Here is a 21,263-nt window from a genome sequence, read left to right as displayed (position 1 = left end):
GTCAGGCTCCGGTGAGGGTCGTTATGAAAAAGCCGGCGCCAAGCAGCAGGCAGAGCGGCCCATAGCAAGATCTGTCCAGCGTGGCAAAGGGCTGTTGTGGCACAATACGCCGCCACGCTGGCAGGTACGTGGCCGCGCCGCGCAGTGTGAAAACAACGGTGCATAGCAGCATAAAGGGCGTGTGCAGCGGAAACGCCGGTCGGTGCGGCAAGACGGCGGCGAAGGTCAAAGCCATGGCCACGACCGCACAAGGTATAGCGGGGGGCATGCGGGTGACGTCTTTGGCACCAACAACCGCGCGAGCGAGGGCGGTTTCATCGCGCAGGGGCAGCCAAATTCCCAGCGCCCAGAGCAGGTGCAACAGGGCAGGGATTGCCAGCAAGGCTGAGAGGAGTGCCGCAAGCCAAGTCATGAGCGAAATAGCCGAGAGTATTGCGTTTCGTGACGCATGGATGCGATGTCAGATGCAAAGGTTGAGGAGGCAATGGCGCCCAGCGGTTGGGTCAGAGCGTGATCCACAATCTGTTGGCACATCGGTGCAGTAGCGGTGAGCACGGCCTGCGCCTCGGTTTGGCCAAGCGGCACGAGGCGTGTGGCGGCAGATGTGAGGTTGGCAGCGAAGGCATGTAGAAACAGCCGGGCGGTGTCGGCGAGAGGTAGGTTTTGCAGGCGCGCGGCACGGCCGACAGCCACAGCGTAGGTGAGGTTTGGCAGCTCTATATCGTGTATTGCGGCTGCAGTGCGCACAAAAGCTTTGCCCTGTTGCTCGGTTTCCAGAAGACGCTCCGCAGACGGGGCAAGGGCTTGAGCAAGGGCGTCGATCTCCTCGAGCGTATCGTTATTTTCCGCTGCATAGGCATGTGCGAGCAAGATCACGTCGTTCTGCCCGGCACCGTGGTGCATCGTGTCCGAGAGCCATTCCGAAAAGCTTGCTGTATCCTCCACGGCGCCTGACTCCACAAGCGCCTCGAGCCCGTGGCTGTAGGTGAAGGACCCGACTGGATACGCCGGGGACAGCCATTGCGCCAATATCAGGATGGGATCAGTGGTCATGCGTGTGGTCGTGGGCATGCGGATGGCTGTGGTCATGACCATGTGTGCGGCCGTGGCCATAGGCGCCGCCCTCGGGCGTGAAAGGCTCAGTGACCTCGGTGACCGTTGCGCCCAGTAACTGAAGCATCTCTTTGATCACGTGATCATGTTGCAGCAGAAGGCGATGGTCCTCAATCTGGCACGGCGTATGGCGATTGCCGATGTGCCACGCGATGCGGGTGAGGTTTTCAGCAGTGACTTGTAGAAGCGGCTCTGGTGCGGCGATCACAGTGATTTCGCCGCCATTTTGCATGATCAGCACGCCATTGTGGTCCAATGATGTGGTTTTGGGCAGATCAACGAGAATGCGTGTGCCGTCTTCGAGCCGCAGAGTTTTGCGACGCAAGAAGCGGTCTTCGTAGGTCAGTGCCACGCGCCCCGCTTCCGGGGCGTGACCGTGGGCATGATAGCGGTGAGCTGTGGGCAGCGCGTTCATGTGCGGCCGCCGAGAGCGTTGATCAGAGATGCATCATATCGCGGAATACGTGGCGCACGATGTCTTCGCGCTTCAGACCGCGGCCTGCAAGTTGTTCGTCCGACAGTGAATTCAGGAATTCTACTTCTCTTACGCGGTTGTTGGATTCCATCAAGTGGACAAAAGAGTTGCCGATAGCGATAAAAGGCGCGGCCAAGATTTTTCCCAGAGTGAACGTTGTAGAAGTGTGTGTTGCAGATAGTGCCATTTTGAACCTCAGTTTTCTGTAAACTTATGGTCCTCCCTTGGCATGTAATATGGGTCAATTTTGCTGACATGTGCAGAGTGTCTTTCGTCATATCAGTGTTGCGTGTGCCGCAAAGCAGCGACGTTTCTCAGTGTGTTCGTTGTCGGTTTGGTAACCTTTTTGTGGCGCAAAATGCCGAGATCAGAACATAAAGTATCGCTGTGCCATTGGCAGCACTTCAGCAGGCTGACATGTCAGGAGCTCTCCGTCCGCGCGCACCTCATAGGTTTCGGGGTTCACTTCGATATCCGGCGTGGCGTCGTTGAGTTTCAGATCTGATTTGCCAATCTGTCGGGTATTTTGGACCGCCACTGTCTGCTTGGCCAGCCCGAGTGAAGCGCCGATACCTTCGGCCTGCGCGGCTTCTGACACGAACACCACCGCCGCGTTTTCCACCGCACGACCATACGCGCCAAACATCGGACGCGAGTAGACAGGTTGGGGAGTAGGGATCGACGCGTTGGGGTCACCCATTTGTGCGCAAACAATTGATCCACCAATCAGCACCATTTCCGGCTTCACACCAAAGAAAGCGGGATTCCAAAGCACCAGATCAGCACGTTTACCTTCTTCAATCGAACCAATCTGGTGGCTAAGACCATGGGCGATGGCCGGGTTGATCGTGTACTTTGCGATGTAGCGGCGCACACGGTAGTTGTCGTTTTCGCCAGTTTCTTCGGCCAAGCGCCCGCGTTGTTTCTTCATCTTGTCAGCAGTTTGCCACGTGCGGATCAGCACTTCGCCAACGCGGCCCATGGCTTGGCTGTCCGATGCGATAATGGAGAACGCGCCCATGTCGTGCAGGATGTCTTCAGCCGCAATCGTCTCTCGGCGGATGCGGCTTTCAGCAAACGCAACATCTTCGGGGATGGATTTGTCGAGGTGGTGACACACCATCAGCATGTCAAGGTGTTCGTCCACCGTGTTGACGGTGAAGGGGCGAGTGGGGTTGGTGGATGAGGGCAGCACGTGCTCCTCACCACAGATTTTGATGATATCCGGCGCGTGTCCACCGCCAGCACCTTCGGTGTGGAACGCATGGATGGTGCGGCCCTTCATGGCGGCCACCGTGTTTTCGACAAAGCCCGACTCGTTGAGCGTGTCGGTGTGGATCATCACCTGTACGTCCATCGCATCCGCAACAGACAAGCAGCAATCAATGGCGGCAGGCGTGGTGCCCCAATCTTCATGCAGCTTTAGCGCACAGGCACCAGCTTTGACCTGTTCTTCCAGAGCTGCGGGCAGGGAGGCGTTGCCTTTGCCTGCAAAGGCGAGGTTCATGGGAAAGGCATCAGCGGATTGCAGCATGCGGCCGATGTGCCAAGTTCCGGGTGTGCAGGTGGTGGCCAGCGTACCGTGTGCTGGGCCAGTGCCACCGCCAAGCATGGTGGTCAGGCCTGAGTGCAGCGCATCTTCGATCTGTTGCGGGCAGATGTAGTGGATGTGAGAGTCAAAACCTCCTGCGGTGAGGATCTTACCCTCACCTGCGATGGCTTCAGTGCCGGGACCGACAATGATGTCGACGCCCGGCTGCGTGTCAGGGTTGCCTGCTTTGCCGATTTTGGCAATGCGCCCGTTTTTCAGGCCTACATCCGCTTTGTATATGCCAGTATGATCCACAATCAGCGCATTGGTGATAACCGTGTCTACCGCGCCTTCTGCACGGGTGGTTTGTGCCTGCCCCATGCCGTCGCGGATCACCTTGCCCCCGCCAAACTTGACTTCTTCTCCATAGGCCAGCGCGTTGCCGTTGCCAGCCTTTTCAGCGGTCAGGTCGCGTTCGACCTCTATGACAAGATCGGTGTCAGCAAGGCGCAGTTTGTCGCCGACAGTGGGGCCGAACATTGCTGCATAGTCGGAGCGGGAAATTTTCGCTGGCATGGTACGTGGTCTCTTTGAGTTTCGCGAAACGGCGGAGCCAGTTTCAGGTTTTCTTTGTTTTTTCTGATGTGCTTGGCATCGCCGGTGGGGTTGATGGTTTGCGCTTTGGTTTTGGCGGCGTGGCCGCTGCGGTTTGAACCGACGCTGCCGTCTTGGTTGCCTTCGATTTGACTGCGGGTGTTGCTTTGGGGGCCGCGGGAGCAGTATTCGAGGCTGCTGATTTGATCTCGGATCGTTTGCTTCGTGCCGATGGTGCGGCGTCTTTTGCGACCGTTGCTGTTTTGGCCGCAGGTTTTGTTTTTTTATTGGGTTTGGCGGCGCTCGGCGTCGTGGACTTGAAAACGGGTTCAGATGCGGCTGGTTTGGTTGAAGAATTCGAGGCGGGTGCTGCTGCCTTGGTCTTCGCAGCTGATGTTGCTACGGCTTTGGTTGCAGGTTTTGCGGCTGATGTGCGAGCTGCAGGTCGTGTAGCAGCACGTTTGGTAGCCGCTTTGGGTTTTTCTGTGGGAGAAGATTCTACTGGTGCCGGTTTTGGCTGTGCTGCTGCGATTGGTACCATCATCGAGCTTATCAAAGCGCGGGTCATGGCGTGTGACGTGCGCATGTTGCGCTCCACCATGCGAGACATGAAAAAGAACCCATTTAGTGAGGCAGTGATGGAACTTGTGGCAATCGTCGTCATCTAATTCTCCTTAGGGTTTAGGTCATGAGAGGGGCCCCATGACTTTCTGATTAAATCCATAAATGCGCCGATCACCGGATACGGGGATCAAGTTGACCTCGCGCTTTTGACCGGGTTCGAAACGCACCGCTGTTCCAGCGGCTATGTCCAAGCGTTGGCCATGGGCCGCATCACGGTCAAAATCCAGTGCCGGGTTGGTTTCAGCGAAATGATAGTGGCTCCCGACTTGAATCGGCCGATCGCCGGTATTGGCAACCATCAACGTGGTCACTTCGGCACCCTCATTGAGGGTCAGCTCGCCCGGAGCGGGGATTAATTCACCTGGGATCATTTGAGGTTCCAAACCAGAAGGCCAAGCGCGCCAACGACAACTGTACCCACAAAAAGCGGCAGCCAGATTGGATCGCCCGCGTGTGGATGTAGGTGCGCGCCAGAATGCGCAAGTGCAGGAGCCGCTGTGGCTGTGGCGATTGCAGTGATGGCAAAACGTTGCATGGATGAACTCCTCTATCGAATTGGATTGTGCACGGTTACAAGTTTGGTGCCATCCGGGAAGGTGGCCTCTACCTGTACTTCATGGATCATTTCGGGGATGCCCTCCATGCATTGTTCGCGCGTGATGATGCGTGCGCCTGCTTGCATGAGGTCAGCCACGGATTGCCCGTCGCGTGCGCCTTCGACCACGGCATCGGTGATCAATGCAATGGCTTCAGGATGATTGAGCTTTACGCCACGGGCCAGTCGCTTGCGGGCCACTTCGGCGGCCATAGCGATAAGCAGTTTGTCCTTTTCGCGGGGAGTCAGTTGCATGTCTTCAGAGCATCCATGTTCGGGGGAGGTCAGCGCCGTGCAAAAGCTTCAGCGCAGGAATAAGAGATTGGCGCAGCGCGTGGCCATCTGCTGCAAGAATTCGTGCAAACAGCAGGCCATCGCGGATCAGGCTGGCGCCGCCAGTCGAAGGCAACAATGCGCGCAGCCCATCAAGGTGGTGCTCTGCATCCGGTGCGGCTAGAAGAACGGTTGCCATGGCTCTTCCACCTCCTGCGATTGTCGGGCGGTTTAGGTGGGCTTGCACATTGCTGGAAAGCTTCACACGGTCCGCAAAAAGCAGGCTATTGTTACGACGCAATGTAATGCGGTCAAAAATATCGGCTGACTGAACAGACTCGCCCATGGCCGTGCGCCCGAAGATGAGTGGTTCGACCATCAGGAAGCGAGATGTTCCGGTCATGTCGACTGTCAGGTTGCGGTCCAGCGAGGCACCATCAAACACAATGGTCTCTTGAGGCAGCCAATCGAGTGTTGCCCCTTCCTCAAGTGTCAGAGCGCTTTCCAAACGTCCCGGTTCGGGATCAATGCTGCGATAGGCGCGCTCTGCTGCTTGGGTGGTGATCGTCAAGTGACTGTTTTGAGCTGCGGTGGCATTGACTTCAAACCGGTCGCCACCCGTTATGCCACCCGCAGTGTTCAACAGAACCGCTTGAAGTGCTGCACTGCGTCCGCGCGCGAAATTGGCGTGTGGAAACAAAACCCGGCTGGAGCCGGATAGACGCAGATCGTCCAAAACTGTGATCTCGCCCCGCAGTTTACTGCCGAACTTTGAGGTGCCGATGGCACGCGGTTGCTTGGCCGATTTGGGCGGTTGGCACGATATGTGGGCAAGCGCTGTGATGGCACTCTCCAAACGATTTGCGAAGGTTTTCCAAATGGGTTGCATCGAAGGCGCTCATCGGGAAGGCGAGATGCTCTAAATTTGGGCGTATGAGGTGTTTTGGGTGAAATTTTGATCGATGAATGAATTTTCGCTAAAAAAATAAGCACAACTGAAAGTTCAGTGGGCTGATGCTTGTTTGATTGTGTTTTGGGGGGCTGGGGGGCATTTTGCCCAAACTTTCGAATCGTCATGCGTTGACGTTTTGCGGCTTGCCAACCGCTTCAAATCAGACACCGGCGTAGCCGGCTAGGAGCCAAACATGAGCTTTGATCGCAGTATTAAGATTGCCCCCTCCATTTTGTCCGCAGATTTTGCCAATTTCGGTCAGGAAATCCGCGCGATTGAAGATCAAGGCGCAGATTGGGTGCACGTGGATGTGATGGACGGGCACTTTGTGCCCAACCTGACATTCGGTCCACCCGCCGTGAAGGCATTTAGGCCGCATGTGAAGACCTTTATGGATGTGCATTTGATGATTGCGCCTGTTGACCCCTACATTGAGGCCTATGCCGAGGCCGGCGCGGACATGATCACGGCGCATGTGGAGGCTGGACCGCATATTCACCGGACCTTGCAGTCGATCAAGGCTCAAGGTGTCAAAGCGGGCGTCAGCCTGAATCCTGGCACACCGCTGGAAAGCATTGAGCATGTCATGGACTTGCTGGATATGGTTTTGATTATGACGGTGAACCCCGGTTTTGGCGGGCAGAAATTTATCCATTCTGGCGTGGAAAAAACGCGTCGATGCCGTGAAATGATTGGGGATCGAGACATCCACATTCAAATTGATGGTGGCGTCACGCCAAAAACCGCACCGTTGGTGGCGGCTGCGGGTGCGGATGTTCTGGTGGCGGGGTCGGCCGTGTTCAAAGGTGGTTCCGTCCAGATGCCTGACGTTTATGGCCGCAACATGAAAGCCATCCGCGCTGCAGCAGAAGCCGCGCTGTAAGGCATTGGTGTCAGTCGCGGATCTCTTCGGCTGACACGCCCCAAAGGTTGGTTTTTTGCACCCAACCTTTGTACCCTCCTGCATTCAACCTGCACCAGTCCGGGTTGCATTCCTCGAGTTTGGCAATAACGCCGAGCTCTAGATGGGCGGAGACGGACGTCGCCTCGCCAGGACGCATCGCCAAAGGCAACATGTCCGTTTGTATGATCACAGTTCTGACGCCTGACAACAAAGAGTAGTGCACCCACCCCCCGGCACCATCTATGTCGCGTACCCGTCTCCAATGCCCGTATTCGGCTGTGATCTGTAAGGGCATGGATTTCCGGGTGAAGACCCAATCGATGCGGTGTGTGCGGGAGGGACCGCGGCGCACATTGGCCTTGCTGGCTTTCAAAGACACATAACGGGGCAAAGGCAAGTTGGTGACGGGGCCGCGTTTGACCTCGATCACGGGTTCTGCCGCTACGGAATAGGTGAGGGTCAACAGCATTGCTGCAACCAAGCTCACAAGAGAATTTCGACCCAAGGTGAACATTTTGCCTGATGTTTTCTGCTCTGAAGGTGCTCGCGGGTTCTTGTGCCCCGTCGACCTGTGAGGCAGTGTGGCAGCAACGCGCTGATTTGAAAAGCACTGGGAGGCCCCGCATGCCAAAGCAACGTCTGAGTGTTGTCGTTACGCGACGCTTACCTGAAGCGGTTGAGACACGACTGTCAGAATTGTTTGATGTGCAGCTGCGCGATGACGACAGCCCGATGACACGCGAACAGTTGGCTGAGGCCATGAAAGAGGCAGATGTTTTGGTGCCTACGCTGAGCGACAAGATTGATGCCAACATGATTGCGCAAGCCGGAGAGCGGTTAAAGCTAATCGCCAACTATGGTGCTGGCGTGGACCACATTGATGTGGCTTCTGCACGCCAGCGCGGCGTATTGGTGTCCAACACGCCTGGCGTGTCTGCTGATGACACTGCCGACATGGCGTTGGCGCTGATATTGGGCGTGACCCGGCGGGTGAGTGAAGGCGTGCAACGCATGCAGTTAGGTGAATGGGACGGTTGGGCGCCGACCGCTATGCTGGGTGGGCGCGTAAGTGGCAAGCGGCTTGGCATTCTGGGGATGGGGCGCATCGGTACAGCGGTCGCACGGCGCGCGCGGGCCTGCGGTATGCAAATACATTACCACAATCGCCGCCGTCTGCGTCCTGAGATTGAAGAGCAGTTTGAGGCGACCTATTGGGAAAGTCTCGATCAAATGCTGGCGCGGATGGATGTTCTTTCCGTGAACTGCCCGCACACGCCGTCGACCTTCCATTTGTTAAATGCACGTCGTTTGAAACTGATGAAACCTTCTGCTGTGATAATTAACACCTCTCGCGGGGAAGTGATTGACGAAAACGCGGTTGTGCGCGCGTTAAAGAATGGTGATTTGGCCGGAGCTGGTCTTGATGTGTTTGAGCATGGTCACGAGGTGCACCCCGACCTGATCGGCGTGCCAAACGTGGTGTTGATGCCGCATATGGGGTCGGCGACCGTAGAGGGACGTATCGAGATGGGTGAGAAGGTGCTCATCAACATCAAAACCTTTGATGATGGCCACCGTCCGCCGGATTTGGTTGTGCCAGCAATGCTGTAGCCCCGATGCGGGCGTTCGTTGGCATCCCACTTATTGGATCTGAAGCTGATCAATTGTTGGACGTTCAGGACCGGTTGTCCGTGGGCCGTGCCGTGCCAGCTGCAAATTTGCACGTCACTTTGGCGTTTTTAGATGATCAGCCCGTAGAGCAGCTAGAGATGCTGCATGAAGAGCTGGAGCTGATCCGTCTTCCAAGTTTTGAAATGATCTTGAAAGGTATCGATATTTTTGGTTCTGCCAAAAGTCGATCTTTGGGTCTTCTGGTGTCCCCAGATCCTGTCTTGATGGACTTGCAGGCGCGTGTCGTAAGAGGTGCTCTGCGGGTTGGGATCAAGACTGAGAAGCGCCGGTTTCGTCCACATGTGACTCTGTGCCGTTTTCGCGATGCGCAACATGCGCCAGATAAAATCCAAGGTGCGATTTCGCGTGGCGCTCATTTTGAGATGTGGCCCATTGCGGTGTCCGAATTTGCACTGTTTCGATCGGCGTTGACTTCGGAAGGTGCGGTATATGATGTCCTGAGCGACTATCCTTTGCTGGACATGCTCGCGCACTGACCTAAGTTGAAAACACCAAAAGGTTGAGTCTCTGGTATTGATTTCAGGAGTGAGCAATGAAGTTTTTTGTTACTTATGCATCTGCAGCCTGTTTGGCAGCGGTTGGCGCAATGGCGCAGGAGGCCGCGGACAGCGTGGCACCCGAAGTGCAGACACGGTTGGGTGGACAAGTTTCCGACACTTTGAGATCTGCACATGAGGCCAAAACGGCTGGTAACCCCACCCAAGCAGAACAGTGGATGGTCGCAGCGGCCAATCCTTTGGCAGTGGAGGCCGGGGCAGATGTATTGCGCGCAGGTGGTACGGCGGCAGATGCCATGGTGGCTGTGCAGACAGTGCTTGGATTGGTGGAGCCACAAAGCTCAGGCCTTGGTGGTGGTGCTTTTCTTGTTTGGTATGATGCTGCGCGTCAAGCGGTGACCACGCTGGATGGCCGAGAAACAGCACCATTGGCTGCGACGCCGAAACTTTTCCAAAGTGACGATGGCGAACCGTTGAAATTCTTTGATGCAGTGGTTGGTGGGCGCTCTGTTGGTGTTCCGGGTACGCCGATGTTGCTTGAGGAAGCACATCGGCGTTGGGGGCGAAGCCAGTGGCCGGGATTGATGGACACCGCGATTGCGTTGGCGGAAGACGGGTTTGCGGTGTCGCCGCGTATGGCGGAGGCTGTTGCGCGGGATGCGGAGCGTTTGTCCAGCCATCCGGTAACAGCAGCCTACTTCTTGCCAGATGGCGCGCCGCTGGCGGAAGGCACAATTTTGTCGAACGTGGAGTACGCAGAAAGTTTGCGGCTTTTTGCTGAGCAGGGTGCCGCTCCGTTTTACACTGGCGAGATCGCCACGGATATCGTGGCGACAGTTCGTTCAGCGGATAATCCTGGTGTGCTGAGTGCAGTGGATTTGGCGCTCTATCAAGTGAAAGAGCGCCCGGCCATGTGCGCGCAATATCGAGATCATGACATCTGTGGTATGGGGCCGCCGTCGTCGGGCGGTTTGACCGTGGGACAGATATTGGGGCTCGTTGCACCTTATGACATCGCGGAAATGGGAGCTGACAGCGTCGAGGCTTGGCGGCTCATCGGGGATGCGTCGCGCCTCGCGTTTGCGGATCGTGGACGCTATATGGCGGACAGTGATTTTGTGCCGGTTCCGGCTGAGGGGTTGTTGGCCGCAGACTATCTGTCTGAGCGGGCAAGGTTGCTAGAAGGTGAATCCGCGCTTGAACAAGTTGCACCGGGAACACCGGAGTTTGATCATGCGCTGAACTGGGCGGATGGGGAGAGTTTCGCGCAGCCTTCGACGTCTCACATCTCGATAGTTGACAGCTATGGCAATGCATTGTCGATGACGACGACTATCGAAAATGGGTTTGGCAGTCGCGTGATGGCGCGGGGCTTTTTGCTCAACAATGAGCTCACGGATTTTTCGTTCCGTTCGCATAAGGAGGGGGTGCCTGTGGCCAATCGGGTTGAGCCTGGCAAACGGCCACGTTCCTCGATGGCGCCGACAATTGTATTGAAGGATGGCGCGCCAGTTTTGGTGGTTGGCAGCCCGGGCGGGAGCCGGATCATTGGATACGTTGCTAAGACCATCATTGCGCATTTGGATTGGGGCATGGATGTGCAGACCGCAATTGACCTGCCGCATTTGGTGAACCGATTTGGCACTTATGATGTGGAAAGTGAGACCGAAGCCGTTGCATTTGAGGAGCCCTTGACCGCGTTAGGCTACAAAGTGAACGTACGGGATTTGAACTCCGGACTCCATGCAATTGCCGTGGGTGCAAAGTTGCAAGGTGGGGCTGACAATCGCCGGGAAGGGCTCGCCTTTGGCGAATAGCAACTATTGACCTAAAGATAGACGCCGCGTAACCCACATCAACACGCCACTTGAGGAGGAAACGCATGGCCGAAGCAGTGGATTTGCCGCGCAATGAGGATGGGATTGCAGCGGCACTTGGGGTCTTGAAACAGCAATTTGGCGAAGCCTTTCACACAGGTCAGTCAATGCGTGAACAGCATGGCCACACCACGACGTGGTTACCTACCCAAGCCCCCGATGCGGTGGTGTTTGCGACATCAACACAGGATGTGTCTGAGATTGTAAACGTGTGTGCCACACACGATGTGCCGGTGATTGCCTATGGTACAGGTACGTCCTTAGAGGGCCACGTGAATGCGCCTGCAGGCGGCGTTTGTATCGACATGACTGGCATGAACACAATCTTGGCGGTACATGATCAAGATCTCGATTGCGTGGTTCAGCCGGGCGTAACGCGGGAACAGTTGAATCTGCATTTACGGGATAAGGGTCTGTTTTTCCCGATTGATCCTGGCGCCAACGCGTCTCTTGGCGGGATGGCTTCGACACGTGCCAGCGGAACCAATGCCGTTCGATATGGCACGATGAAGGACAATGTGCTTGCTTTGGAGGTTGTATTGCCTTCCGGCGAGGTAATCCGCACCGCCAGTCGCGCCAAGAAGTCCAGCGCGGGATATGATTTGACCCGATTGATGATTGGTGCAGAAGGCACGTTGGGGATCATCACTGAGATCACGCTCAAGTTGCAGGGGATTCCCGAAGCGATGTCGTCAGCACGGTGTTCGTTTGAAACAGTTGATGCCGCATGCGAGGCGGTGATGGCGACCATTCAGTACGGTATTCCCGTGGCTCGAATAGAGTTGTTGGACGCAGTGAGTGTGAAAGCAGCAAACGCCTATTCTAAGCTGTCGCTGCCAGAAACCCCGTTATTGTTGTTGGAGTTCCACGGATCTGAAACCGGCGTCGCAGAGCAGGCGGAGTTGTTTGGGCATATTGCCGAGGAGGTCGGTGGGAGCGGGTTTGAATGGACCGCGCGCGCGGAAGATCGTGCCAAGCTTTGGCAGGCGCGTCACGACATGTACTGGGCATCTCTGCAGCTGCGGCCAGGGACGAAAGGTGTGTCGACCGATGTCTGCGTGCCTATTTCGAGACTGGCCGAATGTGTTTGTGCTGCGACCCAGAAAGCTGCGGAACTGAATTTGCTGGCACCGATTGTTGGGCATGTCGGAGATGGAAATTTCCACGCGATGCCATTGGTGGATATGGACGATGCCGGTGAAGTCGAGCGGGCGAGCAGATTTGTCAGCTGGTTGAACGATCTGGCGATCTCAATGGGCGGAACTTGTACTGGTGAACATGGCATTGGGCAGGGCAAGAAACCATATCTGCGAAAAGAGTTGGGCGGGGCAGTGGATGTCATGGCGGCTGTGAAAGTAGCAATTGACCCGCAAGGAATTATGAACCCGGGCAAGATTATGTGAGGGGAGCGGTCTCGCGGTGGCGAATGGCAGCTATGAGTCCAGAGTCACCGATGCTGCACCGGGCACGAGCGGCGGCCGTGCGGAGATAGTGACATTTGCAAAGTCTTGGAAACTGCCAGCCGGGCGGCGGTCCCATACTGAACGAGCAACGGATGGAGCAGACCTTCGCCGCAGGAGCAGCCAGCAAGCATCGTTGAACGGACGGGATGCGGACAACCCTGTCGTTGTTTTCCAGTCTTTGAATGCCTTTACGTGGCCGGTTAGGAGCCATATGTCCGCAGAATGAAATTCGATATCGCGCCCGATTTGTTTTTGAAATTCCTCCAGCGGTCAGACTCTGAGGACTTGTTTCAGGTTGTTGATGCCAACCGTGATTTTTTGCGGAGTTGGTTGCCTTGGCTCGACAGAAACTGTTCGCCAGATGATTCTCGGAAGTTTATCGAAAGCATCCATCGCCAGGAAAATGCCGATTTGGGTTTTGCATGTGGGGTTTACTGGAAAGACAATCTTGTTGGGATGTGCGGTTTTCACGAGATTAACAAGCAAGAACAATCAGTTGTTATTGGGTATTGGCTGTCAGAAGATTGTCAGGGGAACGGCATAATTTCTCAATGCACATCCTTTTTCATCAGCTACGCCTTTGACAAGCTGAGCCTTGAAAAAGTTTGGATACCGGTCGCCGAAGGAAATATCCGCAGTCGTAAGGTTTGCGAGAGACTTGGCCTGGTGCCAGAAGGCATATCTCAAAGGGCTGAATGGCTCTATGACAGATGGGTAAACCACGTTTGCTATGCTATGGATGCGCAACGGTGGCGTGAGAGAAGCCAAAACGCCAACGGTCGATCGTCTGGGATGAGGTAGCTTCTTCCTTCAACGCGCTGTGCAGCCTCCGTGACTCCGGTCTCCTTTCTACATTCGCCGCAAATGACCCGAATGACAACTTTGGGCTGTGAGCAGTCATTATACGGATTTTGCACCAGCGTCAGCTATGGCCGCAAAGCAGCTCTTGGTCGACAATTTCTAAAGGGAACCTACCGAGCCCTCCAATAGTGTTGCACCTGCCCTTACCGATACACTTCATCCTCACCGGGGAAGTTGCGGGATTTGACGTCTTCGGCGTATTCGCTGACCGCGCGCTCGATGGCGGGGCCAAGATCGCCGTAGACTTTCACAAATTTGGGCGTCCACTCGTTCAGGCCCAGCATGTCCTCAAGCACGAGGATCTGTCCGTCGCATTCTGCGGATGCACCGATACCGATTGTTGGGATTGCAACTTGCTTGGTGATTTTGGCGGCAAGTGGTTCGACCATGCCCTCCAGCACAATGGCGAAGGCACCGGCTTCTGACACAGCTGCGGCGTCTTCTTCGTGGATTGCCCAGGTGTTTTCATCGCGACCTTGGGTTTTGAATCCGCCCATCACATGACTTGACTGGGGTGTCAGGCCTATGTGGGCCATAACGGGAATGCCGCGCTCTGTTAGAAAGCGGATGGTTTCGGCCATGCGCTTACCACCTTCGAGTTTCACGGCGCCGCATCCGGTCTCTTTCATAATTTTTGCGGCATTGCGGAAGGCCACGGAGGGGCTTTCCTCATAGGTGCCAAAGGGCATATCCACTACGATGAGTGCTTTTTGGGTGCCGCGCACAACAGCCTTGCCGTGCATGATCATCAGATCAAGTGGCACCCCGACAGTGCTTTCCATGCCGTGCATCACCATGCCAAGGCTGTCACCAACCAAAATAAAATCAGCGTATTTGTCCACGATTGCGGCTGTGTGTGCATGATAACTTGTAAGGGACACAATTGGGTCACCATGCTTGCGTGAGGCGATTTGCGGGACTGTGGTCCGCCGAATGGGTGTCTGTTTGCTCATGGTGCTATAACCCTTTGGTCAATCAGAAGAATGTCGCCAAAGGCGACGGAGATCATGATGGCGGTGGGCCCTGACACTGGGCCCTCTAAAGTCTCGAGAGTTTCGGCCGCTACAATGTCCAAGCCTCTGAGCGCGGCTCGAGGTTCGGACGCGATCGTCTTGGAAATGATTTGATGTATCTCACCCACAGTGACATCGGGAAAGGCTGCTTCGGCGATGTTCAAAGATCGCGACAGGATCGAGGCTGCGGCTCGGTCATCTGAGGACAGGCGTACGTTTCGTGAGGACATGGCGAGCCCGTCATGTTCGCGCACTGTCGGCGCCCCTATGACGTGGACCGGAATGTGCAAATCAGCCACCATGCGTTTGATCACCTGAAGCTGCTGATAATCTTTTTCGCCAAACACCGCGATGTCGGGCTGCACGATGTTAAACAGCCGGGCAACCACCGTGCTTACGCCGCGAAAATGACCGGGGCGTATTTGGCCGTGAAGCATATTGGCAAGGCGGGTGGTTTCCACGATTGTTTCGTCACCGGATGGATACATGGTGTCGGTATCCGGGATGAAAACCACTGACACACCGGCGGCGCGCAGCATTGCTAAGTCGCGGTCTTCGTCGCGCGGGTAGGCCTCCAAGTCGGCGGCTTCGCCAAATTGCGTTGGATTGACAAAGATGGAAACGATCACGGCGTCAGAGTGGCTTTGTGCAAGGGCAATAAGGCTCATATGGCCATGGTGCAAAAAGCCCATTGTAGGCACCATGCCCACGCGTTTGCCTTGATGTCGCATGTCAGCGACCGCCTTTCGGCACTCTGAAACTGAGCGGCAGATCAGCATTCTGGTCTGTCTCCTCCTACGGTGCGGAGCGGTGTAGCGGGGCCGCCGCGTCGCAGCAAGGCTTTTTGAGGCTACGTGGCGTCGCATTCGCGCAATCAAGCGTCGGCTGGGCCGTGCGATTTATGCGCAATACGATACAGTTTGGCGCAACATCATTCTTCTGCGGGGAGTCGCCTGTCTCATGAAAACAAATGTCAAAGCGTTGGTCATTGGCGGCGGTGCCGTCGGGACGTCGATTGCGTACCATCTTGCCAAGGCCGGTTGGGACGATGTGATGCTGATCGAACGCGATGAGCTGACCTCTGGATCCACATGGCACGCAGCCGGTCTGCTGCCGCTGTTTAACATGTCTTATGCGACAACACACATTCACCAATACTCCGTCGATTTCTACAAATCTCTGGAAGAAGAGACCGGTCTGAACGCGGGTTTCGCGGTGGTCGGCAATTTGCGCATGGCACAGACACAAGAACGCATGGATGAGTATATGCTCTATGCCTCAACCGCGGAAACCTGCGGCGTGGCGTATGAATGGCTATCCCCGGATCAGATCAAAGAGCGCTGGCCCCTGATTGAGACCGGCGATCTGAAAGGTGCGATTTATCACACTGAAGATGGCTACATTAACCCGGCAGATGTGACACAGGCCATGGCGAAAGGCGCGCGTCAGCGGGGCGTGGACATTGTGCGCAAGTTACAGGCGGATGCGTTTCACTGGACGGGCACCCATTGGGAAGTGACCTGTACTAAGATGGTGGAAAAAGGCGGCAACCTGATTGCATCTGATGAGCAGGTAGTGATCACCGCAGAGCATGTTGTCACCGCGTCGGGCAACCATGCACAGCGCACCGCAAAGATGCTGGGTATCAAGATGCCAGCGATCCCGGTTGAGCACACATTTATCGTGATGGACCGCGATCCAGAGCTGGTTAAGTGGCGCGAGGCAGGCAACCCAGAGCACCCAGTGGTGCGCGATGCAGATAATGAATCCTATGCGCGCGAAGAGCGTGGTGGTTGGATTTTGGGCATCTATGAACACGGCGCACCAGCGCGGTTTGAACATGGTGTGCCAGACAGCTTTCGCGCCGATTTGTTCCCGCTGGATCTGGATCGGATCGCGGATCAATACATGGCGATGGCAGACCGTGTGCCATCCTGTGCGGATTCAGGTCTGAAAGACGATTTTAACGGCCCAATTTGCTACACGCCTGACGGCAACCCGCTGGTTGGTCCGGCACCGGGCTTGCGCAACATGTGGTTGGCTGAGGGTTTCTCATTTGGCATCACGGCTGCGGGTGGCACGGGATATTATCTTGCGCAGATGATGGTGGACGGCGAAGCCGAGATCGATATGGCGTCGCTTGATCCCAAAAGGTATTCCTCCAATTGGATGACCACTGAGTTTGGCGCGCGTAAGAACGAAGAGTGCTACGAACACGTCTATATTCTCCACCACCCGGACGAAGAACGTGCAGCCTGCCGCCCCTTGCGGACGGCACCTGCCTATGATCGCCAAAAGGCGTTGGGCGCGCAGTTTGGCTGGGTCAATGGCTGGGAGCGCCCAAACTACTATGGGCCGGTAGATGCGTCAGAAAACTTTGACAAAGAGAGCCGCAGCTTCCGCCGCGGCGGTTGGTGGCAATATGCCGTGGAAGAGGCCAAAGCGATCCGCAACGGCGTTGGCCTGGTTGACGCAACAGCGTTCACCAAACATGTGGTCAAAGGCCCCGGCGCGACGCAGTTCCTCGATTGGTTCACCTGTAACAAGCTGCCCAAGGTGGGGCGTATCAACCTGACCTATGCGCTCACGTCGGCGGGTACCACGCGCACCGAATACACCATCGTGCGCAATGGCGAGAACAATTATTATCTCGTATCTGCAGGGGCTTGGACAGAATACGACGCTGACTATCTGCGTAAAGCGGCGGAAGACAAAATGGAGGAGTTCGGTTATATCGAAATCCAAGACGTCACCACACAGTGGGGTGTCTTTGCGATTGCCGGACCAAAATCTCGCGACGTGCTGAAGAAAGTTATCAGCGACGCCGATCCGGAAACCGCGCTCTCAAACAAGCGGTTCCCGTGGTTGTCGGCGCGCCAGATCGAACTGGGTATGTGTCCGGTGAATGCGATCCGTGTGGCTTATACCGGCGAGCTTGGCTGGGAGCTGCACCACCCGATTGAAATGCAGAACTACCTTTGGGATTTGCTGACCAAAGCGGGCGTTGAGTTTGACATGAAGCTGGTGGGCGCACGGGCGCAGAACTGGCTGCGTCAGGAGAAATCCTACCGTGCCTTTGGCACTGAGCTGGGCCGGGATGCGACCCCAGCAGAGGCCGATCTGCCGCGCTTTATCGACCTGTCCAAAGAGTTCCACGGCAAGGCTGCTATGGAGGCCAAAGGTATTCGGTCTAAGTGCTGCACGCTGTTGATTGATGGGCCGAAAGATGCCGACCCTTGGGGCCGCGAAGTGCTTTATACCCCTGAGGGCGAGCGTGTTGGGCGTTTGACTTCCGGCGGCTATTCTGTGGCGTTTGAGCAGTCCATTGGTATGGGGTACGTGCGCCCAGATCTGGCGGTTGAAGGCACCAAGCTAAAGGTCAAGATGCTGGACACGCTTTGGGACGCAACGGTGACGTGCGATAGCCCATATGATCCGAAGAACGCAACGATACGGCAGGACGGCTAGGCCTTAAGATATCCAACAAAAAAGCCCCGCGAAATTGCGGGGCTTTTTTTGTTTAGTATTCGCCTTTGGTGATCACACCGTCACCGTCTGTATCTATGCGATCAAACCATGTGCGCAGTGCCGTTTCCAGTTCCGCGCGGGTCACTTGGCCATCGAGATTGAGGTCGGTGTTTTCGCGCGCCAAGCCGCTTACCGCGCGCAAAGATAGGGACGTCGGATTTTTTTCGGCGGCCTCAGAACGGGCCGCGTCAAAAGCTGTGTATTCAGCGCTATCCAGTACGCCGTTCTGATCGGTGTCAAACGTTTCAAACGTGCGTTTGCGCATGTCTTCAACTTCGGACCAGGTGATGGTGCCGTCCGCATCCAGATCCCAGTCCTGAGTGGCAAAGGCGGGCGCTGCAAGCGTGGAGAGGGTCAACAAGGCTGGTAAAATTAAAGCATTCCGCATTTTGCGTCCATTCAATCAAAGATATTTTTCTTACTTTAGAGGGCTCAGATACAGATGTCAGCCTAAGCCTTCGAGGCGTTGGATATCCGCCATGACAGCAAAAGATTGTTGGCGGGCATTTGCTTTGGCGTTGCCGCCATGAGTCCATTCGCTTCGCCCCAAGACAGCACGGTCTGGTCAGATTTATAGCCGATCTTTGGATCCTGACCGCGCAAGGAGGCGTCAAAAGACCTGTCCCCTTCGCTCACCAAGATGTCGCCGCGTTTGAATGGGCCGTAAATCAGCAACAGACCTCCGGGAGCGAGGGCTCTTGCGGCCTGTGCAACAAGCGTGTGAGCTTCTTCAGCGCTGATTAGGTGGAGTAAGTTACTGAGAAAAATTGCGTTTTTTGCAGGCAAGTCATTGCCCCAATCAGCGACTGTCGCATCCAAATGATGGGGGGGAAGAATGTTCGTGAAACCGCTTTCGGATACATAGGCTTGTATACTCGCAAGGCGGTTGGGATCGGCTTCTGTCGGTTGCCATGTCAAATTTGGGAAGGCTTCGGCGAAGGCCACCACATGTTGGCCTGTACCGCTGGCGATCTCAAGAACCGTGCCCTCAGAAGGAAGCAGTTCGACAAGGGCGTCCACCAAAGGTTGCGTGTTGCGTGCTGCAGATGGGGCGAAGAGCTTGCCACCGTCTTGCGGTATGGCGACAGAAGCGCTTGCAGGAAGATTGAGGCGGCGCGACATTAAGAAAACCTTCTGGGATCAAGCGATTTCAATGTGTTATCGCCTAAATCTGATTGGCGCCCCATGACGATATCAGCAATCAGCTGAGACGCTGCGGGGGCGGTTTGGAAGCCATAGCCACCCTGAGCAGCAACCCAAATGAAGTTGGGGTCGTGCGCATCTGGTCCAAGTGCGAGATTGCGGTCCGGCGCAAAGCTGCGCAAACCGGCCCAGCTGGCTTCCAAACGCGTGACCTCCTCTGTGACGAACTCTTGATAGCGCGCAATGCCTTCGGCCAGAACCATGTCGTCAGGCCAAGCGTCAAAGGGCGGCATGGGGTCTTCCTCTGCTGGCGAAATGATCAAGCTGCCCGCGTCGGGTTTGGCGTACCATTTTTCATGGATATCCAACAGCATAGGCCATCTGGATACATCATGCCCTCCGGGGGCCGGGACGCGCGCCATGGAGCGGCGAAGGGGGGTGATGCCCAAGGGCGAAATGCCCGCAAGCGCGGCTACCTGGTCGGCCCATGCGCCCGCCGCGTTGAAGATAAGTTTGCAGGTGTAGCTGTTGTCTTTGGTGGTGACACGCCATCCGGACTCTATGCGTGTGATGCCGGTAACCAGTTGACCTGTATGTATTTCACCATTGTGCGCGCGGCAGGTTTTGGCACACCATTGCAGCAGACGGTCGGTGTCGATGTCGCGACCTGCTTCGTGAATGGCAGCATGCCCCAACATGTCGCGGCGTAGAACCGGGACGCGATTTAAGGCCTCGTCGAGATCGATGGTGGCGGCCTCATACTTTTCGCAACAGGCCTGAAAGCTCTCGGTATCCCCGCGTTTTGAAAGGAACATCACGCCGCGAGGCGACAGAAAACCGCCGTCTTCGGTTTCAAAGAACACTGCGCTGGCGCGGCTGAGATCGACCGTGCTTGCGGAGCCGTAGTTTTGCTCAAACATTGCTGCGGACCGACCCGAGGCATGGTAGCCGAGCGCAGATTCTTTTTCTAAAACAACAGCTTTGCCAAAAGGCGCGAGGCGCGCGGCGGCGGACACCCCAGCAATCCCTCCCCCAATGATCAAAAAGTCGATCACGATTCTTCCAATCGATCGGTCGCCGGGGCGGGTGTGGGCGTGAGCGCAGTCAGCCGTTCATAGAGCGCGTTCTCCATCGTGAAGCTGGTGGCCGCCAGCGAGGGCGCAAGCTGTGTTGCGTTTTTCGCAGATAAAATGGGGCTTGGATTGGCGGCGTGTTTTGCGGCCCATGCGACGGCCAAAGTCGCCGGGTGCGTGTCAAATTCACGTGCTATCTCAACTATTTGCGCTGCCGTTTCATGCATCCACTGGACGTTGTATCGGGCGGCGTAGCGGTGATCTTCGGTGAGGCGGCCCACGCCGGAGGCGCCGCTGTATTTGCCGGTCAGAAGTCCACCGCCGAGGGGGGAGTAGGTGGCCGGAAGGATGCCAAGATCGGCGCACATCGGTAGGATTTCGACCTCAGCCTGACGTTTCACAAGACTGTACATGGGCTGAAACACGTCGATGGATATTCCTGCATTGGCGCCGGTCCAAGCGGCTTTCACGACTTGCCATGCGGCGAAATTTGAAAGACCTATGTATCTGATATTTCCGGAACTTTTCTGTTCGACAAAGAAATCCATAGTCTCTTGCAAAGATGTGTTTGGATCGAACCGGTGCAGATAAAGGATATCGACAACATCGAGTTTTAACCGCTTGCGAGAGAGGTCAAACTGGCTGCGCAAATTCTCAGTCCCTGCGCCACCAGTGTAGCCCGCCTTGGTGGCTATGACCAAGCTATCGCGGTGGTTCTCAATCAGATTTCCCAGAATTTCCTCTGATTTTCCAGAGGTATAGACGTGTGCGGTGTCGAAATGGTTGATGCCTGCGGCGCGGCAGGCTTCATACATTTCTGCACTGTCACGTTCTGAGGCGCGTTCGCCAAATTGCATGGTGCCAAATGCATAGCGGCTGATCGGGGTGCCATCTGGGCTGGTGAGTGTCTGTGTCATGGTCGCGACGTTGCCATGCAAGCAAGGCTTAGGAAAGGCAGATTCGCGCATGGGTGTTAACAATTTAAACGCGCATTTTGCGACGTCGGTATTGCGTCAGTATTGCGGCTGTATCGCGGAGGTGGCGGCGTGGAGTCG

At 56.0% G+C, this 21,263-nt stretch carries 24 protein-coding genes; 8 read left to right on the top strand and 16 right to left on the bottom strand.

Features of this window, described 5'->3' with window-relative positions; all coding sequences use genetic code 11:
- Position 1 precedes the first annotated feature (1 nt).
- The 5 genes from ABWV47_RS08210 to ureC all read right to left on the bottom strand — a co-directional run bounded on the left by ABWV47_RS08210 (position 2) and on the right by ureC (position 3,695).
- Complete coding sequence (locus tag ABWV47_RS08210; RefSeq protein WP_353310604.1) at positions 2-412, bottom strand: DUF3995 domain-containing protein; 411 nt, start codon at positions 410-412, stop codon at positions 2-4.
- Positions 409-1,089 (bottom strand): urease accessory protein UreF, encoded by a 681-nt coding sequence (locus ABWV47_RS08205; RefSeq protein ID WP_353310602.1) that lies wholly within the window; start codon positions 1,087-1,089, stop codon positions 409-411. The genes ABWV47_RS08210 and ABWV47_RS08205 overlap by 4 nt, the downstream gene beginning before the upstream one ends.
- Complete coding sequence (gene ureE, locus ABWV47_RS08200) at positions 1,043-1,528, bottom strand: urease accessory protein UreE (RefSeq protein WP_353310600.1); 486 nt, start codon at positions 1,526-1,528, stop codon at positions 1,043-1,045. The genes ABWV47_RS08205 and ureE overlap by 47 nt, the downstream gene beginning before the upstream one ends.
- Positions 1,529-1,550: 22 nt before the next feature.
- A complete protein-coding gene (locus ABWV47_RS08195) occupies positions 1,551-1,775 on the bottom strand; it encodes a DUF1127 domain-containing protein (RefSeq protein ID WP_353310598.1) in 225 nt (74 codons plus the stop codon).
- 180 nt (positions 1,776-1,955) lie between these two features.
- The gene (gene ureC, locus ABWV47_RS08190) at positions 1,956-3,695 is read right to left on the bottom strand and encodes an urease subunit alpha (protein ID WP_353310596.1); all 1,740 of its coding nucleotides are present in this window, start codon (positions 3,693-3,695) and stop codon (positions 1,956-1,958) included.
- A gap of 152 nt (positions 3,696-3,847) precedes the next feature.
- Here ureC and ABWV47_RS08185 point away from each other — a divergent pair, with 152 nt between their 5' ends.
- Complete coding sequence (locus tag ABWV47_RS08185) at positions 3,848-4,381, top strand: hypothetical protein (RefSeq protein WP_353310594.1); 534 nt, start codon at positions 3,848-3,850, stop codon at positions 4,379-4,381.
- Positions 4,382-4,399: 18 nt separating this feature from the next.
- Here the strand turns inward: ABWV47_RS08185 and ABWV47_RS08180 are convergent, their stop codons facing one another.
- The 4 genes from ABWV47_RS08180 to ABWV47_RS08165 are packed head-to-tail and all read right to left on the bottom strand — an operon-like array spanning position 4,400 to position 6,094.
- Entirely contained in the window at positions 4,400-4,708 is a 309-nt protein-coding gene (locus ABWV47_RS08180; protein WP_353310592.1) for an urease subunit beta, read from the bottom strand.
- Positions 4,705-4,872, bottom strand: coding sequence for a hypothetical protein (locus ABWV47_RS08175; protein WP_353310590.1), 168 nt, complete (start codon positions 4,870-4,872; stop codon positions 4,705-4,707). The genes ABWV47_RS08180 and ABWV47_RS08175 overlap by 4 nt, the downstream gene beginning before the upstream one ends.
- A gap of 12 nt (positions 4,873-4,884) precedes the next feature.
- Positions 4,885-5,187 (bottom strand): urease subunit gamma, encoded by a 303-nt coding sequence (locus ABWV47_RS08170; RefSeq protein ID WP_353310588.1) that lies wholly within the window; start codon positions 5,185-5,187, stop codon positions 4,885-4,887.
- Positions 5,188-5,191: 4 nt separating this feature from the next.
- Positions 5,192-6,094, bottom strand: a complete 903-nt coding sequence (locus ABWV47_RS08165) for an urease accessory protein UreD (RefSeq protein ID WP_353310586.1) — start codon at positions 6,092-6,094, stop codon at positions 5,192-5,194.
- Between the two features lie 256 nt (positions 6,095-6,350).
- Between ABWV47_RS08165 and rpe the strand changes: the two genes are divergently transcribed.
- Complete coding sequence (rpe, locus tag ABWV47_RS08160; RefSeq protein WP_353310584.1) at positions 6,351-7,040, top strand: ribulose-phosphate 3-epimerase; 690 nt, start codon at positions 6,351-6,353, stop codon at positions 7,038-7,040.
- Between the two features lie 10 nt (positions 7,041-7,050).
- On the opposite strand, the gene ABWV47_RS08155 is transcribed toward rpe, so the two are convergent.
- On the bottom strand, positions 7,051-7,530 hold the full coding sequence (locus ABWV47_RS08155) for an SH3 domain-containing protein (RefSeq protein ID WP_353310582.1): 480 nt from the start codon (positions 7,528-7,530) through the stop codon (positions 7,051-7,053).
- A gap of 155 nt (positions 7,531-7,685) precedes the next feature.
- Between ABWV47_RS08155 and ABWV47_RS08150 the strand changes: the two genes are divergently transcribed.
- The 5 genes from ABWV47_RS08150 to ABWV47_RS08130 all read left to right on the top strand — a co-directional run bounded on the left by ABWV47_RS08150 (position 7,686) and on the right by ABWV47_RS08130 (position 13,391).
- On the top strand, positions 7,686-8,672 hold the full coding sequence (locus ABWV47_RS08150; RefSeq protein WP_353310580.1) for a 2-hydroxyacid dehydrogenase: 987 nt from the start codon (positions 7,686-7,688) through the stop codon (positions 8,670-8,672).
- 5 nt (positions 8,673-8,677) lie between these two features.
- Entirely contained in the window at positions 8,678-9,229 is a 552-nt protein-coding gene (gene thpR / locus ABWV47_RS08145) for an RNA 2',3'-cyclic phosphodiesterase (protein WP_353310578.1), read from the top strand.
- 56 nt (positions 9,230-9,285) lie between these two features.
- The gene (ggt, locus tag ABWV47_RS08140; protein WP_353310576.1) at positions 9,286-11,067 is read left to right on the top strand and encodes a gamma-glutamyltransferase; all 1,782 of its coding nucleotides are present in this window, start codon (positions 9,286-9,288) and stop codon (positions 11,065-11,067) included.
- Positions 11,068-11,132: 65 nt separating this feature from the next.
- The gene (locus ABWV47_RS08135) at positions 11,133-12,530 is read left to right on the top strand and encodes an FAD-binding oxidoreductase (RefSeq protein ID WP_353310574.1); all 1,398 of its coding nucleotides are present in this window, start codon (positions 11,133-11,135) and stop codon (positions 12,528-12,530) included.
- 282 nt (positions 12,531-12,812) lie between these two features.
- Positions 12,813-13,391, top strand: a complete 579-nt coding sequence (locus ABWV47_RS08130; protein ID WP_353310572.1) for a GNAT family N-acetyltransferase — start codon at positions 12,813-12,815, stop codon at positions 13,389-13,391.
- Positions 13,392-13,594: 203 nt separating this feature from the next.
- Here ABWV47_RS08130 and panB read toward each other — a convergent pair whose 3' ends face one another.
- Both panB and panC read right to left on the bottom strand, forming a co-directional pair.
- On the bottom strand, positions 13,595-14,404 hold the full coding sequence (gene panB, locus ABWV47_RS08125; protein ID WP_353310570.1) for a 3-methyl-2-oxobutanoate hydroxymethyltransferase: 810 nt from the start codon (positions 14,402-14,404) through the stop codon (positions 13,595-13,597).
- Positions 14,401-15,243, bottom strand: a complete 843-nt coding sequence (gene panC, locus ABWV47_RS08120; RefSeq protein ID WP_353310568.1) for a pantoate--beta-alanine ligase — start codon at positions 15,241-15,243, stop codon at positions 14,401-14,403. Before panC ends, panB begins: the two co-directional genes overlap by 4 nt.
- 181 nt (positions 15,244-15,424) lie before the next feature.
- Between panC and ABWV47_RS08115 the strand changes: the two genes are divergently transcribed.
- On the top strand, positions 15,425-17,932 hold the full coding sequence (locus tag ABWV47_RS08115) for a GcvT family protein (protein WP_353310566.1): 2,508 nt from the start codon (positions 15,425-15,427) through the stop codon (positions 17,930-17,932).
- Between the two features lie 52 nt (positions 17,933-17,984).
- Here the strand turns inward: ABWV47_RS08115 and ABWV47_RS08110 are convergent, their stop codons facing one another.
- The 4 genes from ABWV47_RS08110 to ABWV47_RS08095 all read right to left on the bottom strand — a co-directional run bounded on the left by ABWV47_RS08110 (position 17,985) and on the right by ABWV47_RS08095 (position 21,125).
- Positions 17,985-18,380, bottom strand: a complete 396-nt coding sequence (locus tag ABWV47_RS08110) for an EF-hand domain-containing protein (RefSeq protein WP_353310564.1) — start codon at positions 18,378-18,380, stop codon at positions 17,985-17,987.
- Between the two features lie 62 nt (positions 18,381-18,442).
- Entirely contained in the window at positions 18,443-19,114 is a 672-nt protein-coding gene (locus tag ABWV47_RS08105; RefSeq protein WP_353310562.1) for a DUF938 domain-containing protein, read from the bottom strand.
- The gene (locus ABWV47_RS08100; protein WP_353310560.1) at positions 19,114-20,190 is read right to left on the bottom strand and encodes an NAD(P)/FAD-dependent oxidoreductase; all 1,077 of its coding nucleotides are present in this window, start codon (positions 20,188-20,190) and stop codon (positions 19,114-19,116) included. Before ABWV47_RS08100 ends, ABWV47_RS08105 begins: the two co-directional genes overlap by 1 nt.
- The gene (locus tag ABWV47_RS08095; RefSeq protein WP_353310558.1) at positions 20,187-21,125 is read right to left on the bottom strand and encodes an aldo/keto reductase; all 939 of its coding nucleotides are present in this window, start codon (positions 21,123-21,125) and stop codon (positions 20,187-20,189) included. The genes ABWV47_RS08100 and ABWV47_RS08095 overlap by 4 nt, the downstream gene beginning before the upstream one ends.
- Positions 21,126-21,263: the final 138 nt, after the last annotated feature.

It is taken from the genome of Shimia sp. NS0008-38b (genome assembly GCF_040370365.1).
In the GTDB taxonomy this organism is placed as follows: Bacteria; Pseudomonadota; Alphaproteobacteria; order Rhodobacterales; family Rhodobacteraceae; genus Shimia.
This window is presented reverse-complemented; position numbering and strand designations above follow the sequence as displayed.